14 protein-coding genes are annotated in these 16,431 nt (G+C 59.9%); 6 read left to right on the top strand and 8 right to left on the bottom strand.

Translation table 11 applies throughout. The features are described 5' to 3' along the window. The first annotated feature begins 96 nt into the window (after positions 1–96). A complete protein-coding gene (locus HHL09_RS06695) occupies positions 97–4,377 on the top strand; it encodes an FN3 associated domain-containing protein (RefSeq protein WP_169453795.1) in 4,281 nt (1,426 codons plus the stop codon). A 1-nt stretch (position 4,378) separates the two neighbouring features. On the opposite strand, the gene HHL09_RS06690 is transcribed toward HHL09_RS06695, so the two are convergent. The 6 genes from HHL09_RS06690 to HHL09_RS06665 all read right to left on the bottom strand — a co-directional run bounded on the left by HHL09_RS06690 (position 4,379) and on the right by HHL09_RS06665 (position 9,717). Continuing rightward, a complete protein-coding gene (locus HHL09_RS06690) occupies positions 4,379–5,326 on the bottom strand; it encodes a YceI family protein (RefSeq protein WP_169453794.1) in 948 nt (315 codons plus the stop codon). A 7-nt stretch (positions 5,327–5,333) separates the two neighbouring features. Next, positions 5,334–5,762 carry a hypothetical protein gene (locus tag HHL09_RS06685; RefSeq protein ID WP_169453793.1) on the bottom strand — a complete coding sequence of 143 codons (429 nt, stop codon included), beginning with the start codon at positions 5,760–5,762 and terminating at the stop codon, positions 5,334–5,336. A 69-nt stretch (positions 5,763–5,831) separates the two neighbouring features. Next, complete coding sequence (locus tag HHL09_RS06680; RefSeq protein ID WP_169453792.1) at positions 5,832–6,674, bottom strand: SAM-dependent methyltransferase; 843 nt, start codon at positions 6,672–6,674, stop codon at positions 5,832–5,834. 43 nt (positions 6,675–6,717) lie between these two features. Next, positions 6,718–8,322, bottom strand: coding sequence for a hypothetical protein (locus HHL09_RS06675; RefSeq protein WP_169453791.1), 1,605 nt, complete (start codon positions 8,320–8,322; stop codon positions 6,718–6,720). Beyond that, on the bottom strand, positions 8,319–9,089 hold the full coding sequence (locus HHL09_RS06670) for an ABC transporter ATP-binding protein (protein ID WP_169453790.1): 771 nt from the start codon (positions 9,087–9,089) through the stop codon (positions 8,319–8,321). Before HHL09_RS06670 ends, HHL09_RS06675 begins: the two co-directional genes overlap by 4 nt. 37 nt (positions 9,090–9,126) lie before the next feature. Then, positions 9,127–9,717, bottom strand: a complete 591-nt coding sequence (locus tag HHL09_RS06665; RefSeq protein WP_169453789.1) for an HD domain-containing protein — start codon at positions 9,715–9,717, stop codon at positions 9,127–9,129. 96 nt (positions 9,718–9,813) lie between these two features. On the opposite strand from HHL09_RS06665, the gene HHL09_RS06660 reads away from it, so the two are divergent. Both HHL09_RS06660 and HHL09_RS06655 read left to right on the top strand, forming a co-directional pair. Further along, a complete protein-coding gene (locus HHL09_RS06660; RefSeq protein ID WP_169453788.1) occupies positions 9,814–10,173 on the top strand; it encodes a hypothetical protein in 360 nt (119 codons plus the stop codon). A gap of 86 nt (positions 10,174–10,259) precedes the next feature. Further along, entirely contained in the window at positions 10,260–11,495 is a 1,236-nt protein-coding gene (locus HHL09_RS06655; RefSeq protein WP_169453787.1) for a hypothetical protein, read from the top strand. A 14-nt stretch (positions 11,496–11,509) separates the two neighbouring features. Here HHL09_RS06655 and HHL09_RS06650 read toward each other — a convergent pair whose 3' ends face one another. Together HHL09_RS06650 and HHL09_RS06645 are read right to left on the bottom strand one after the other, a co-directional pair. Continuing rightward, positions 11,510–11,983 carry a hypothetical protein gene (locus HHL09_RS06650; protein WP_169453786.1) on the bottom strand — a complete coding sequence of 158 codons (474 nt, stop codon included), beginning with the start codon at positions 11,981–11,983 and terminating at the stop codon, positions 11,510–11,512. Positions 11,984–11,996: 13 nt separating this feature from the next. After that, entirely contained in the window at positions 11,997–13,739 is a 1,743-nt protein-coding gene (locus HHL09_RS06645; RefSeq protein WP_169453785.1) for a heparinase II/III domain-containing protein, read from the bottom strand. A 251-nt stretch (positions 13,740–13,990) separates the two neighbouring features. Between HHL09_RS06645 and kaiC the strand changes: the two genes are divergently transcribed. From kaiC to HHL09_RS06630, 3 genes are read left to right on the top strand one after another with little or no spacing between them, the layout of a single operon-like run. Then, the gene (gene kaiC / locus HHL09_RS06640) at positions 13,991–15,733 is read left to right on the top strand and encodes a circadian clock protein KaiC (protein ID WP_169453784.1); all 1,743 of its coding nucleotides are present in this window, start codon (positions 13,991–13,993) and stop codon (positions 15,731–15,733) included. Continuing rightward, positions 15,730–16,056 (top strand): circadian clock KaiB family protein, encoded by a 327-nt coding sequence (locus HHL09_RS06635; RefSeq protein WP_169453783.1) that lies wholly within the window; start codon positions 15,730–15,732, stop codon positions 16,054–16,056. The genes kaiC and HHL09_RS06635 overlap by 4 nt, the downstream gene beginning before the upstream one ends. 5 nt (positions 16,057–16,061) lie before the next feature. Beyond that, positions 16,062–16,430 (top strand): circadian clock KaiB family protein, encoded by a 369-nt coding sequence (locus HHL09_RS06630; protein ID WP_205760989.1) that lies wholly within the window; start codon positions 16,062–16,064, stop codon positions 16,428–16,430. Position 16,431 lies beyond the last annotated feature (1 nt).

Below are 16,431 nucleotides of genomic sequence, written 5' to 3'. Positions count from 1 at the left end.
CCAGCCCAGCCCCGTCAAATCCCCGTCAAACCCATGGGTTTCCCGTTTCCGTTCGGGCCGGGCGCAGCTTTGCGTCCTCTGGTCGCGTGCCTCGCTTTGCTTTCGCTGCTCCTCTCAGGCGCCCTTGCCCAAACCTTTAATCCGTCCGACTATGGCAATGTCGTCCTCCACCTGAAGGCGGATGAGCTGAATCAGGTAAACGAAACGGCGGTTACCGAATGGGGACCCCTCTCTGCCAGCGGGGCCAATACGCCAACCTACATCGCCAGTGATGCCCGCTTCAACGGTCAGCCGGTGGTGCGTTTTGACGGGGGAAACGATGTGATGAAGCGCCCCGGGGCGAACTACGCGGCCCGGACTGTTTTTGCGGTGGTGGCCTTGGAAAACGAAGCGGGAAGCTTGGCCGGCCTCGTCTCGAATGGCTCCGACGGGCTGAATATTCGCCGCGACGGAACCTCGGTTTTCTATCGCTCCCCGGGCTTCGGGATGGACGGAAATGATTTCGTGGGAAATGGCTCGCCGACGGGTCAACTCTACGTGAACCAAGCTCCCAGCGGTTCCCTTACCTACGGGGTGCCGCATCTGGTGATGGCGGTTGCAGGCGAGCAGAAGCTCTATGGGAACTTCTGGCTGGGAAGTGCGAGTTCCTCGCTTGGCCGCTACTGGAACGGCTCGGTGGCGGAAATCCTGGTCTATGATGGCGAGCTATCCCCGCTGGGGATCGACCGGGTGGGATGGTATCTCCAGAAGAAGTATAGTCTGCCTACGACCTTCCCGCCGGTCTTTCCGGTATTAGGCTTCACCGCGGCAGCAGCGGGGATCACCTCGGAGGGCGGCGTGCTGTCGACTCCAGGGGCTGCCGTCACTCTCAACTGGACCAGCACGGGAGCAGACACCCTTTCCGTGGATCAGGACGTGCAGGCTCCGACTTCTTTATCCACCGGTAGCGCGGTGGTGAGTCCTAGCGTAACGACGACCTATACCCTGTCCGCCTCCAATTCCTCCGGGGCCTCGCAGAAGACGGTGACGGTTTATATTGGAGAGACGCCGCAGATGCCGGTGTTAAATGAGTTTTTGGCCAGCAATTCGGGTGGCCTGCGAGATGAAGATGGAGCAAGCGAAGATTGGATCGAGATCTATAACCCCAATCCCTTTGCCATCGATGTCGGCGGCTATTTGCTGGAGGATTCGGCAAACGAGTGGGCCTTCCCCGAGGGAACCATCATCGCGGCAAGCGGTTACCGGATCGTGTTCGCGTCATCGAAGAATCGCACCGATCCGGCCGGGAATCTCCACACGAATTTCGGGGTCAGTGCGGATGGCGAGTATCTCGCGCTGAAGTCTCCGGGCGGTGTCGTGGCGACCGAGTATGCGCCGGCCTTTCCGCCCCAGCGCTCGAACGTCTCCTATGGCCTTGCCGCTGAAACGCGGGGATTCTTTCCTGTCCCGACGCCCGCTGCTGCAAATGGCGGACAGGTATCGGGACTGGTGGGTGATGTGGCTTTCGGGATGCCGCGTGGGTTCTATACCTCCAGCTTCCAGCTTTCCCTCACCACGGACACGCAGGGGGCGACCATTCGCTACACGACCGATGGTAGCACTCCGACCGAATCTCACGGGACTATTTATGCCAGCCCGATTCCCGTGAACGCCACCCGGACGGTCCGGGCTCGGGCCTTCCTTGCGGGCTCCATGCCTTCTCCGGTGGCGACGAGCACCTATCTTTTCGTGAGCGAGGTCGTGAATGGTCAGAACGATCCGTCGGGAACCGCTCCGGCGGGCTGGCCGACCAGCAATGTAAACGGACAGAATTTCCGCTATGGCTGGAATGCCACGGTCAAGGCACAATACACGAACCAGCAGCTTTCGAACGGGCTCCAGCAGATCCCCAGCATCTCTATTGTCACGGATCAAGGAAACCTCACCGATGCCAACAATGGCATCTACGTGAATGCCTCGTTGAAAGGGGACCTCTGGGAATGTCCGGCATCCGTAGAGTATCTGCCCGCGGACGGTGGTGCTTCCTTCCATGTAAACGCCGGACTGCGTATCCGCGGCGGTGCGAGCCGGGGTGATGGCTATCCGAAGCATTCGCTGCGACTCCATTTCCGGGGCGAATACGGTGCGTCCTCCTTGAATTTCCCAATCCATGGGGAAGGGGGTGCCGACGAGTTCGATACTTTGGATCTGCGGACGGAGCAGAACTATCACTACGCCAATTCGAACGGCAGCCAGAACACCGCGGTGCGTGAGGTCTTCTGCCGCGACCTGATCGGTGCCATGGGCGAACCGACGACGCGGAGTCGCTACGTGAATCTTTATCTCAATGGCCAATACTGGGGCCTCTACCAAACTGAGGAGCGCGCCCAGGAAGACTTCGGGGCGAGCTACTTCGGCGGAAGGCCGGAAGACTACGATGTCATCCAGACTTCGAATCATCCGAATTTCACCTACGAGCTGAGCAGCGGCCAGATCGATGCCTGGCAAACGATGTGGATGATGGCCCGCGCTCATCAGGCAAACCCGACGAATGCCAATTATTTCGCGCTGATGGGACGCGACGCGAATGGCCAGCGAATCCCTTCGCTGCCCGTGTATGTCGATGTGGATCACCTCATCAACTACATGCTTCTCCACTACTATACGGGAGATGGCGATGGGCCGCTCTCGAATTTCCTGGGAATGAACCGTGCGAACAATTGGCGCGGCATGCGGGATCGCTCCGGAACGGAAGGTTTCAAGTTCTTTGTCCACGACTCCGAGCACACCCTTCAGGCCTCCAGCTGGGTAGATAACCGCGCCACGAATAATACGACCGGCGGCAGCAATCGCTCCAGCTTCAGCTACAGCAATCCGGAGTGGCTCCATGAGGATCTGGCGGTAAATCCGGAATATCGCATTCGCATCGCGGACATGGCCCAGAAGCACCTCTTCAATGGCGGTGCCATGACTCCTGCGGTGGCACAGGCGATCTTCGATGCCAGAGCCGCGCAGATCTCCCAAGCGATCGTCCCGGACATCGTGCGCTGGGCTGCCCCGGGCGACAATCCAAGCCTGAGCCAATGGCAGTCCCAGCTGACCTCCATCCGGAATGGTTTCTTCCCCGGTCGGCCCGCCGCGGTGATCAATCAGCTGCGGAGCCGTGGCTTCTTCCCATCGGTCAATGCACCGGTCTTCTCGCGGCGCGGCGGCCAGGTCAATCCGGGCACGGTGCTTACCTTGAGTGCCGGATCCCAGACGGGAACGATCTACTATACCCTTGATGGCAGCGATCCCCGTGCGATCGGCGGGACCATTGCGGGAACGGTTTACGCGGGCCCGGGCATCACGCTCAATGGACTAGTAAAGGTGAGAGCCCGCTTCCGCAGCAATGGCGGTGAATGGTCGGCCCTCGATGAAGCGGAGTTTGTAGCCTATCCGCCTGCAGGCGCGGGCGATCTGGTGGTGAGCAAGATCCACTATCATGCACCGGACCCGACTCCCGCGGAGGAAGCAGCTGGCTTCGATAGCGACTCGGACTTCGAGTATATCGAGCTAATGAACATCAGCAGTGAGACTCTCGATCTCTCGGCGGTGGAGCTGGAAACGGCGGTGACTTTCAATTTCGCGACTGCCGCCATCCGCATCCTCGGGCCGGGGCAGAGGGTAGTTATCGCGGAGAATGCAGCGGCTCTCCAATTCAGGCATGGTCCCGGTATTCCGATTGCGGGAGAATTCGGCGATGACCTGAGCAATGGCGGCGAGACCATCCGGCTCGTGGGTGCCGGGAATACGGGACTACGTCAATTTGCCTACGATGACGTGGCACCATGGCCGGTCTCGCCGGATGGCGGCGGCTATGCCTTGGTCTTGAAAAATCCCGCGGCAAATCCGAACCACGGGCAGGGAAACAACTGGCGTGCCAGTACCGCGCTTGGGGGGCGGCCTGGTGAAGCCGATATGCTCGATCCCGCGACATGGCAGGTGCTGAATTTCGACGCGGCGGATCTGGCAGAGCCTGCGAAAGAAGTGACAATCTGGGGACATGACGCCGATCCAGACGGAGACGGCCTCGCGAACATCATCGAGATGGTGTTCGATACCTCCCCGCTCAGTGCATCATCAACGCAGGTGCCGGCGATTTCTTGGTGGACCGATCCGGAAAGCTCGGCACGCTATCTGACGATCTCCTGTCTGGTCCGGGAAGAAATGGCGGGCGTTTTCCTACAGGCAGAAGCGTCGGACGATCTTGTGACCTGGAATGATGGATTGCCCCGGGTCGGCGCGCCGGTTCCCGAAGGAAATGGCATGGTAAGCATCACCTTCCGCGATACGGTCCCTGCTTCTCCCGGGATGGAGCCGCGCTTTGTGCGTCTCAAAGTCGATGCCGAAAACTGACTCATGCGGTGACGATCCGGAGCTGTAGCTCGATCAGATCGTTGACCAGATGACCGCCGAGATTGCGGAACAAGCGTCCTGAGCCGTACTTCACATTCCACTTGGTCCGGTCGATGGCGAAGCTCGCTTGCGCAGCGGCTTTGCCATCGGCAGTGATACCGGAAATCGCCGTGAAGACGAGTGGGGCTGTCACATCCTTTAAGGTAAGGCTTCCCTCGATTTTCAAATTGGGGGCGCCGGCTTCACCGTTCTCCACCGGCACCGAGCTGCCGATGACGAAACGAGCCTCAGGGTAAGTCTCCACCTCAAAGAAGTCGTGATCCATCAGGTGACGGATCAGGACGTCGTGAAGCTCGTTGCCCTCGAGGTCGGTCGAGCGGATCGAATGCATGTCGATGACGAATTCGCCGCCCTTCAGGCTGCCTTCTGTAAACTCCAGATGCCCGCTCTTTAGCGCGAGATAGCCTTCGTGCATATTCAGCAGGTTGCGGCCGATCCAGCGGATGCGGCTTTCCTTGAGGTCGATCGGCACCTTGCCGTCGAGCCTCGGAGCCGCCTGCGTTGCCTCTTCCGCGCTTCGCTCCACCGGCTGCCCGGCTCCGATCCAATCCTCGATGCCGCAGCGCAACTCGAAGACCTCGGCGTAACCGGCGTGAGCCAGCTTTTCCGCAGCCATCAGGCTTTCCTGGCTGTCGCTGCATTCCCCGTAGATGCAGACCGGCTGGGACAAGTCCGGCGCGATCTCTTTCAACCGGTCCAGAAAGGCGACTTCGAAGACGCAATTGTTCTTCGCGCCGCGCAGGTGTTCCCGGGCATAGACCGTATCAGGCCGCACATCCAGCAGCAGCGGGGGACGGGAGGACGAAAGCAGTTCAGCGAGCTTGGCGGGATCGATCGTTTTTACACCCATGCCTGCATTCTCCGCGTTGCTTGGCGGCGGTGCAAGCATGTGACTCTTACGAAATCCACCCGGCTTGGATCGCCCCGCAGAGGCCGAAGATGATCGTCAGTGCTGCCCAGATACCGGTGAAGAGCCAATGCATGGAGGTCTCGAAACGTTGGCCCTTCCACCATTTGCGGTCGTAGGTGAAGCACTGGCACCAAAGGCGGAGACCCCAGAAAATGCAGAGGGACCAGGCCGCCCATGCGCCGATCTTGGATTTCTCCAAAAGCAGGCCCGGATCGACAGCGAGAGGCAGGCCCATCATCACCAGCACCACGCAGATGAAGAAAGTATGCACGTGGAAGACGGTAGCATTGAAAGGAGTCATTCGCGCCGCCTCCTCCCCCCACTTGAGACGCTTGTGGAGGTGGATGTGAGCGAAGGATTGGAGGACCAGGCAGATCCCGATAAGGCGGAGGACCGGGGCGAGGAATTCGCTCATGGAGAAACTCAGATTAGGGCGAAGGGCTACTGTGGGAAATGAGGACAGCGTGAAGATTTCCTGAAATTGTCAGCCCTTGGCAGGCTTCTCCGCGCTGAAGATCACATACTGCATCGCTCCCGTGAGGTAAGCCATCCAGATGCGCATCAGGGTAAGGGCGAAGACCCGGTTCCGCTCGTGGTCATCGAGAAGGAAGCGGCGGGTTTCCTCGTCCTCGAAGAAGGAAACCATCGTCCGCCAGATGCAGGTCGGCCAGGTTCGCCGCACCTTGTTGCTGAGGTTTTCGCTGCCTGTCAGGGAGAGCCCGGCATCCGCGATCCATTTCTGGTAATCGGCTTCATTTCCCATCCCGACCAGGCAGCCCTCCCGGCAGATCGGTTCCAGCAGATGTCGCCTTTCCCATTTCTTGGGAGCGGGGCCCGCCATCCATGCGCAGATGGCAAGCCGTCCACCGGGGACCAGAACCCTCGCCATTTCACGGATACCCTGCGCCACGTCAGGCAGGTGCTCGGTGCTTTCGATGGCGATGACCGCGTCGAACGACTCAGCGGGCAAATCGTTCTCCATCCAGTCGCCGAGGAGGAAGCGGGGATTCTCGCCACCCTCTGACAGCGCTCCCTCATATTGTTTCCGGGAAACGGTGATTCCTATGACCTCCGCACCGTACTCGCGCGCAAGCAGTCGTGCGGTCCCTCCGTAGCCACAGCCTACATCGCACACCCGCTGGCCCGGCTTGATTTCCGCCCGCAGGGCGACGCGGCGGCTCAGGGCGGTGACGGCTTCGACCGAGGACTCGCGACCGCTTTCCCACAACCCGTGATGGACATGCTCTCCCCACAAGGACCGGTAGAAGGGATCCAGTTCGTCGTAGTGGGAAGCCACCGCTTCCCCTGTCGTGGCGGCGGAGATCATGAGCGGCGAGACCCATAGCACGGATGGGTGCGCGTGGCGAACCTCACTCGATGGGATCCCAAGTCTTCCTGGAAATCAGCACGTTCAGTGCGAGGCAAGCCGCGGCGGCGAAGATTCCCTCCAGCAGCAGGAATTGCCAGTAGAAGCCTTGGCTCCGCACCGCCATGCCGATCCCCGGTAGCGCAAGCGCACTGATCATCAGGATGAAAATCATCGCACCGCGCATCGCGGACTTGGCCTCTTCGGTCGGCTTGGACAGCGGCACCGCTTTCTCGATGGCCCCCGGAATGAGTGCATATACTGGCAGCGCGATCAGGCCCGGCATCAGCAGGAATGCGTGTTCCGGCTTCTTCGATAGAAATCCCACGGCAATTACGAGCACGAGCAGGGTCGGCATTACCAGCACGGTGCAGACAGCCCAAGTGGCTCCGCGAATAAAAGGCGCCGGGCCGGGGACAGGAGAGAGGCGGTAGAGATCCGCTGCCTGCCAATTCTGTGAATATTGAAGAAGGTTCATCGCCATGAACGGCAGCAGCCCCAGATAACCGCCCGAAAAGGCCACGCCCATCTCGCTCCCTTTGCCTGAGATTCCTTGGATCAGGAAAACAAGCGGCATCACCATGACAGGTGCCAGGCCGGGATAGAGCCGCAACTTCATGTCGCGATCTCGCAGCAAGTAGGCGGTGCTCAGGCGGAAAGAGGCGCGCGTCACCGGATCACGGAGCAACCAGGAAAGAGGTGGCAGGCAGGTCAGCTTGTCGATCAAGCCGCGCCGGCTACGGTCACGCCGCTTCGCCGGTCGGCTTTCCGCCAGCGTCTGCAGGCCTTCTTCATAGCTGTCCGCCATCACCTTGAAGGCGAGGAAAGCGATCAGGCCGGTCGCGCCGATCCCGATCCCGGCGTGGAAGTAGGAAGAGACGGCCGCCCGGCCGGTCAGCACCTCGTTCAGCCCTGCAAACCACGCGGGAGGTAAAAGGAAGAGCCACCACTTGCCGGCCGGACTGCCGATCGATCCCAAGGCAGGGATCACGAATTGCGCCAGCTGGCTGCCGACCACCATGGTCACCATCAGGAGCACCTGCGTGGTGGTCATGATATTGTCCAGCCGCTCGCGACCGAACCATTTCAGGCAGATCTGATAGAGCAGCACCACGCTGCTGCAGCAGAAGAGCGCTCCCATGCAGGTGGAGAGGAAATGCACGGGGATGAAGAACGGGGATCCATTCGGACCGAAGGTTCCGATGATGAAGCCGCCGATGTTGAAGGCCAGTGCCAGCCACAGCGAAATCCGCACCATCACCGCCACCTTCGACCACAGGAGGGTTCGGGAATCGACCGGCCGATGTAGCAGGATCTCCGCCTCTTCCTTGTTGAAGAGAATCTCACCAGCCGAGGCGGCAATGAACATTCCCAGGAAGAACAAGGACATCCCGTGCAAGTAGAAGGACAGCACGAAGGACGGCGCCTTGCCGTAGGTAAAGGCGACCATGCCCACCAGCACGTAGATCGCGAGCGTCCCCAGCAATTTCCTGCCGATCGACCCGGGAACTTGGCTGCGGTTCAGTCCCCGGGAAGTACGCCCCCTCAGAAACAACGTCAGATAGAGACGCTGCAGGGTCTTGCCGGGGGAGGGAACCGGGTTACTCACGGTCGGAAGGTTTTCGCGAAGTCTTCGGCCTTGCGCTCGAGGTCATTGCCTCCGGTCAGGCTGGTGAAAAGCTGCTCCAAGGAACGCGCCTCGTGCTGCGCAACCAAGGCGGACGGTGCTCCATCCACCTTCACCTTTCCTTGGTCGATGATGATCACCCGGTCGCACACGCGCTCCACCACATCCAGGATGTGGGAACTGTAAACGATGGCCTTTCCTTCGCGGGCTAGCGTTTGGATCAGCGCCTTGAAGCCTACCGCAGCATTCGCATCGAGGCCATCCAGCGGCTCGTCGAAGAAGACCACGGGCGGATTGTGCAGAAGGGCCGCCGTGATCACCACTTTGCGGCGCATGCCTTTCGAGTAAGCTCCCAACAGCTTGTCAGTGAGGGTTTCGAAGCTGAGGTCGAAGAAGGCGATGAATTGCTGGATGCGCTCGCGGGCCGCTTCTGCCGGAATCCCGTAAAGCGCTGCGATCATCTCCAGGTATTCCAGTCCGCTCAGCGATTCGAAAACTGCTCCTGAATCGGGTACGAAGCCCACGCTTCGCTTCACTCCGATCGGGTCTCGCAGTAGATCATGGCCGCAAATCGTCGCCGTGCCCGAAGTCGGCGCGAGCATGCCTGTCAGCATCTTCAGCGTGGTCGATTTTCCCGCACCGTTCGGCCCGAGCAGGCCCACGATCTGCCCTGCGGGGATCTCCAAGGAAATGGAATCCACCGCGGTCTGGGCTCCGAAGCGCTTGGTGAGGGAATGGAGGGATATCACTCCGGAATGTTCTACCCCCTTGATCACCAAGATGCGATCACAAAGCGTGACTATCCCCCTTCTTTAACCATCCCTTCTCCATGGCTTCGTCCAAGCGCTCGCGGATGGCTTTCCAGAGTTCTGCGGAGACATTCCCGATCTTGCCATTGCGCGCCATCACTTGGTCGAAGCTTACGCCGTGTTCGATCCAGCTCAGGCCTTGGTTCGCGTGGTTTTGCAAGAGCGGCATGGCCCGGTCCATCGCATTGGCGAAGGCGGCCTCCATGGTCGAACCTTCCTCGAATTCCTCCCATAGCCCGGTGAACTCTGCGCAGAGGTCCGCCGGTAGCATCCCGAAGATCCGCTGGGCCGCCAGCTTCTCCCGCTCGGCTTTGTCCCCTTGATCAGCGTAGCAGAAGGTATCGCCTGCATCGATCTCCACGATGTCATGGAGGATGAGCATCTTGAGTATTCTGAGTGTATCGAGCGAGGGATCGATCTTCGGAATCAAGGTCATGGCGAGCAAAGCGAGGCTCCAGCTATGCTCCGCGGAATTCTCCCTGCGCTTGAATCCCGCCGGGTAGGTTCGTCGCTCGATGGCCTTTAGCTTTTCGCACTCCAGGATGAAAGGGATCACGCTCGCTGGCATGCGTCGATTTCGAAGCCTGCCCCCGCCTCCCGCGATTCAAATTCGGGACATCTTTTCCCATGGTGAAGCCGGCTTCTTCGCAGGCATGTTCCAGGAGTGACGAGGCGTCAGGAGAAGTTTCAGGAGCGGGCGGTGAAGGTTGGGATCCGCGCGGTAAGGCGACGGCGTCACATGCTGGACGAGGAGGAGTTGCGCTCCCTCAAGGTGCAGGTGATGCCCGCACTTCCCCGGATCCTTCTGGTTACGGTTGGTGCGCTGGCCCTGATCGGAGCGTTCTGCGGTTGGCCCGGGGATAGCAGTGAAATGCAGTTTCTGGAGGGCTTGCTGGGTGCTGGCAGCTTGAGCTTCGGGCTTTTCGGCGTGAGGAGAACCCTTGGCGCTGTGCTCGATTCTGTCTCGACGGTAGACGTCTTGGGACTGATTGCGCAGGCGATCGGCGACGCCATTGACAGCTGAGAGGTGGAAAATCGGAATCGTTTTACAGGGCTGCCGCGCAAATCCATGGTGGGCGACGCTGGCGGGTCCGTGGTAAAGAGCTAGCCATGAAAACGGTCCGCCTTTTTTGGGGATTGCTGCTGATTCTCTTCACCCTGGGCTCTGCGTCGCTCCTAGCAGAGGAGGTGAAAGTGGAAGCTGAGGCTCCTCCGCAAGAGAAGAAGGAGAACTTGCTCCCCGGTGTGGCCTTGAGCCAAGGAATCACCGAGATTACCGGGGTGGCGATCTCGCCGCTACTCGGAGTTAGCACGGTAGGTGCGTGGCATTATTGGAATGCACCCTCCGCGGCACGCGGGAGCTTGCCATGGTATTGCCAGCCTTGGGCATGGGGTACGGGACTCGCCGTACTTGCGCTATGTTTCCTGAAGGACTCGCTCGGGACCGCAGTGCCGGGAGTGTTGAAGAAGCCCTTCGACATGGTGGAGCTTTTCGAGAACAAGGCCAGCGCTCTCGTCGCCAGTGGTGCCTTTGTGCCTTTGGTGGCGAATCAGATGGCGGCCCAATTGAAGGCGGAGCACCCGGAAGGATTGGCTGTTCCTGCGGGTGATATTCTCGGTGGAACCCTCGCCTTCATCGATCTCTCGTGGATCATGGTGCCTGCCGCGGTCATTGCCTTCCTGCTCGTGTGGGTGTGCAGTCATGCCATCAACGTGTTGATCATCCTCTCGCCGTTCTCGACGGTGGACGCGATGTTGAAGCTGGCTCGCACGGCACTCCTTGCCTTGGTGGGCGTGGTCTATGCCTTTGCGCCATGGATCGCCGCGGCTCTCTGCCTTGCGATCATCGCGTTGGCTGCCTTTCTTGCACCTGCCGCCATGCGCCTCGCAATCTTCGGAGCCCGCTATGCCTCGGATATCCTGATGCCATGGCGTGGAAGAAAGCGCGCGACCCCGGAAACGCCGCATGCCTTCACTCTCGGACGCTTGGCAGGACTACCTCCGCGCACCGGCGGCCGTTTGATCCTTCTGGAAGATGGAACCCCGGCCTTCCGCTATCGCCGCTGGTGTGTGCTCGATGAACGGATCATCCCCATGCCGGATGGGCTTCGCCACGTGGAAAAAGGAATTCTGTCTCCCACCCTGATCCACCAGCCTTCGCCTGAGGAGGAGGGACGCACCCTGCTAATCTTTCTCCCGCGCTATCGCGGCCATGAGGCAAGCATTGCGGGAACCCTCAAGCTCCACGGCACGCGGGATCACGCCATCGTCCGCGGCTTCTCTGCCGTCCGTGCCTGGCTTGGCGAGATGCTAAGGCGGGGGAAGAAACCATTGGAGGGCACCTGAGGATGTAGGCTGCCTCACTTGCCATCCGGCCAAGTTTTGCCGAGCGCTGCATCGGATTCTCCGTCGAACTCCGCCAACGCGTATTTTCCCCGGAATTCGTCAAGCGATCCCGGCTGCCCGTCTCCCTCCAGTACTAAGGCACCGATGCAGAAGTGGTAAGTGGAATAGTACCACTTACCGTCTGAAGCCTTCGTGATAAAAAGATCGTGGACCTTCGGATCCTGCTTGTGGCACTGCGAGCGATAAGAAAGCCAAGACCCGTCGCCGCAAAAAATGACTTTCTCGTTCATCCAGCCCTCGCCGGTCGGACGGGCTGGAGGAGTTTGCAATGCGAGGTCCTCGGAGACTGCTTGGATCATCGAGTCCTTCGCCTCTCGCCGTTCCTTCGTGTGATAAATGTCCGGCCGGGAGAGAATATAAGCCCCTCCCGCCGCCAGACCCAGGAGGAGAATGATCGCAGAATAACGGATTGATCGTCGCGCCTGCATGGAAAGCCGGAGGCTATTCCAGCTTCCAATTCACCTCAAGGCACAGCTTCTCCGCGGGCGGTGCAGTGAAGCCCATCAGGTGAAAGCCCTTGTTCTGTTGCTCCCGCTCGGTGGCAGGCTTGAGGGAATACTCTTCCCAAACGCCGCCGGACTTGTCCAGGCGTGTAAGGACGAGGCGCTTGCCAGCTTCTTCCAGAATCAGGCGTTCGCCGTCGATCTTCGGGGACGCCTTCGTCACGATCGCCCAGCGCACGGGACCGGCGGGATTCTCGACGAGGTCGGTCAGGGATGCGCCATCATCGGACGCTTGGAACCGTGCCGAGCGGGTCACTTGGTCCGCTTGGGCGGCATACGCTGGTGTCAGATCGATGGCAACTTCGTCGGCGGAAGCAGACTTCAGCAGCGGACAGCCTTGCTTCGGGGTGGATTGGAGTTTGCCCGCGATGACGAGAGTGCTGTGCGAGAAATTGGTGAGTCGAAGGTAATCCCAACGGTTTTTACCGAAGTAGCCCGGCATGTTGTAGTCATCCTTTCCCAGATCGTGGAACCATCGCACACCGCCCGCTTCATAAACGAAAGCCCCGGCATCGAGATGACCATGGCTCGCGGCCCCGGTCCCACCTTTGATCGCAAGCCATGCAGCGTCGGGTGCCCATGCACTTCGGAAGAAGGCAAGGGACTGCTCGCCATTGAAGCGCGCGGAAAGCGGCATCCCGCCCTTCGCTTCGCCGGCTGCAGGAAGCCAGAGCAGATGGAGCGGGAAGAAGCGGAGATCGCCGGTCGCGCCTCCGCTTGCGATATCCTTCAGTCCGCGTTCGAGCAACGAGCGGACGTGGTGAGCCTGTGCCGGTGATTTGAAATGCGTGGCGATCCAGCTTTGGGCAGGTGAGGGGATCTCGGTGTAGGCATTGCCATCCGCGTAGTTGAAGGAAAGCCGTGAGGGTCCGGTGACGTGCATCATGAAGTCACCGCTGCCATTGAGAAGTGGAGTGACATCGATCTCTTGAGCGAGTGATTCGCGCGCGGCGAAGAGCAGCACCTCATAGTTCGTCCCGTAGTGCCAGTAGGAGGGACCTTCAGGATACGCGCCATCGGGCTCGTAGAAGACTTTGCATTTTTCTATGAGTTCGCGGCCACGGTCGATCACAGGCTGGCAGAGCGAGGGATCGCGTTCCTTCACTGCCTCCGCAGCCATCCCCATCCCCGCTCCGCAGACCTGCGTCCAGTTGTTCGTGGCTCCTGTCCACCAGCCGGTCTTCGCATGTTTCTGGCCGACCACGCGCAGGGCCTTGTCCAAGAGCGCGTCTTCATAGCGCTGGCGCTGTTCCGACGTGAGAACGGGGTGCAGCCAATCGTACCCGATGGCGACGGCGGTCGCCATTTCCGCGGTATCAAGGAAATGGGATGGATTCCAATCTTTCAGCGCGCAAGCAGCATCGAGCTCGCGGACGACCCGCTCCTTGAACCGGGCATCTCCAGTCGTCCGCCATGCCCAGCTGCAGTGGAGCACGTGATTGAGCGCCAGACGGGATTCGGAAAGCAGGCGCTTGCCGTCCGGGATCCGATACTCGCAAGTACGGTCGGTGAGGATTTTTTCAGCCCTCTTGACCACCAGCCTTTGGAGGTCCGCAGCCAGAGGATCCTTCCCGATGCGTTCTTTCACCGCTGGCTCCAAGGTCGCCGGAAAGAGCAGCCGCGGATGAAGATCGGCTCGCGCGATCGTCAGAGTGGCCAGCAGGGCGAGAACAAGACGCATGGCTCGAATACGGTCGGAATCCGCTGTTCACGCAAACAAGATTGCCGCCGTCATTGGCAGCGGACACATGCTCCCCCGCATTGCGCTTCGCCGTTAGAAGAAGGTGACACGGTTGCAAAATGCACTCGAGGAAGAGGTGCCTCCCCCGAAGGAAAACCCGGGAATGCTTATTGCAATGGGACTTCCATTAATGCCCGAGTTTTGGTCCCGGATTTGCGAGAGAAGGGGAATCGACCTCGCTCAGTTCAGCCATGCCCCGCAAGACTGCCCCTGCAACCACCTCTATCCCGAAGGCCCCCACCGGAATCGAAGGGCTAGACCAAATTACCGGAGGCGGCCTGCCTTCCGGGCGCCCCACCTTGGTCGCCGGTAGCGCCGGTGCCGGTAAAACCATGCTTGCCACCGAATTTTTGGTCCACGGTGCGAAGGAGTTCTCCGAGCCCGGTGTCATGCTGATGTTCGAGGAGAACTCGAAGGAACTCAGCGACAATGTGCGCTCCCTCGGCTTCGATCTCCAGAAATTGGTGAACGAAGGCAAGATCGTCCTGGATCACGTCCACATCGAGCGCAGTGAGATCGAGGAAACGGGTCAGTATGATCTCGAGGGGCTCTTTATCCGCCTGGGTCACGCCATCGACTCGATCGGTGCGAAGCGCGTGGTTCTGGATACCGTGGAGGCCCTCTTCACCGGCCTTCCGGATCAGGCCGTCCTACGTGCGGAACTGCGGCGGCTTTTCCGCTGGCTGAAGGATCGAAAGGTGACCGCCCTCATCACGGGTGAGAAAGGCGAGTCCACTCTCACCAAGCACGGCCTCGAAGAGTATGTCGCTGACTGTGTGATCAGCCTCGATCATCGCGTCGACGGGCAGATTTCAACACGTCGCCTGAGGGTCGTGAAATACCGTGGTTCTTCCCACGGGACGAACGAGTATCCTTTCCTTATCAGCGAGCGTGGGATCTCCGTGCTGCCCATCACCTCGCTGAAGCTCGATCATCAGGCACCGAGTGAACGTATCCCCACGGGCATCCCTGCGCTCGATGAAATGCTCGGTGGGAAAGGGGTGTTCCGTGGTTCGAGCGTGCTGATTTCAGGATCGCCTGGCACCGGCAAGAGCAGTGTGAGCGCCAGCTTCGTGGATGCTGCGTGCAGTCGCGGTGAGAAAGCCTTGCTCTTCGCCTATGAGGAGTCTCCGGATCAGATCATTCGCAATATGCGTTCGATTGGCATCGATCTGGAAAGGTGGACCAAGAAGGGATTGCTCCAGATCCACGCTTCGCGACCCACCCTCCAAGGACTCGAGCAGCACCTTCTGGCGATGCACGGCCTGGTATTGTCTTTCAAACCTTCGGTCGTGGCTGTCGATCCCATCAGCAATCTGACCCTTCAACGCGATGAAGCCGAGGTGAAACCCACCCTGATGCGACTCATCGATTTCCTGAAGCTTCATAAGATTACCGGAATCTTCACCAGCTTGACCCAAGGTAGTGCATATTCCGGCAATCCGGAAGATTCGCAGATCGGGGTCTCCTCGCTCATGGATGCTTGGCTGCTGCTGCGCAACCATGAGCAGAACGGGGAGCGCAACCGCACTCTCTACGTCTTGAAGTCGAGGGGCATGCCCCATTCGAATCAGGTGCGCGAGTTCATCCTGAGCGACAAGGGCATCGACCTTGTGGATGTCTATCTGGGTAGCGAGGGTGTACTCACAGGGTCTTCGAGACTGTCGCAGGAAGCCCGCGAAAAGGCGGCTGCCAGCATCAGTCAGCAAGAACACCAACGGAAGATGCGGAAACACGAGAGCAGGCGCTTGGCGCTCGAAGCCCAGATCGCGATGCTGCAGGCTGAAGCCGCTTCGGAGGCCGCGGAGATGGAATTTTCGGCGGCGCAGGAGTTTCTCCGGGAAGAGGTCGCCAAGAATGAACTCGCCAGCCTCGTCAAAAGCCGGCGCGGGAGAGTAGCGGCCGGTGAACCTAAACCGAAGGAGAAGCGATGAAGGACGCCAAAAAGAAAGCCAATGCAAAGGCCTCCGCCATGGTGCCAGCGTTCCAACTTCGTCTCTACGTCGCGGGGCAGACTGCGAAATCCGTGGAGGCCTTCGTCAACTTGAAGCGGATCTGCGAAACGCACCTGGCAGGCCAATACCGCATCGAGCTGATCGACCTCTTGGAAAAGCCTCAGCTCGCTGCGGGGGATCAAATCCTGGCGGTTCCCACCCTCGTGAGACGATTACCGGAACCGATCAAAAAGATCATTGGTGATCTCTCCAATGAAGAGCGGGTCCTTGTCGGCCTGGATGTGCAGCCGGTGAAGGATTGAAATTTATGAGTGATGGCCCGGAGAAGGGACACGAAGCCATCGAGGCCGCTGCGGCCGCCAGGATGGAAGTCCGGTATGTACTCCGGCTCTACATTGCCGGGCCTACCGGTCAGTCCAATCGCGCCATCGTGAATACCCGGAAGATTTGCGAGGAGCATCTCAAGAACCGCTACGACCTCGAAGTGGTCGACATCTGCAAGCATCCGGCGGCGGCCAGGAACGAACAAATCATCGCAGCTCCGACCCTGGTCAGAAAAATGCCGCTACCTGTGCGTCGCTTTGTCGGCGACATGTCCAATACGCCGAAGATGCTCGCGGGTCTTGGCCTTGTCTCGCCCGGATCTCCTGCGGGCGGCCCTCAAGATACCGATTGAA

It is taken from the genome of Luteolibacter luteus, assembly GCF_012913485.1.
Taxonomy (GTDB): domain Bacteria; phylum Verrucomicrobiota; class Verrucomicrobiia; order Verrucomicrobiales; family Akkermansiaceae; genus Haloferula; species Haloferula lutea.
The sequence above is the reverse complement of the archived record's forward strand: the minus strand, read 5'-3'. Positions and strand labels throughout refer to the sequence as shown.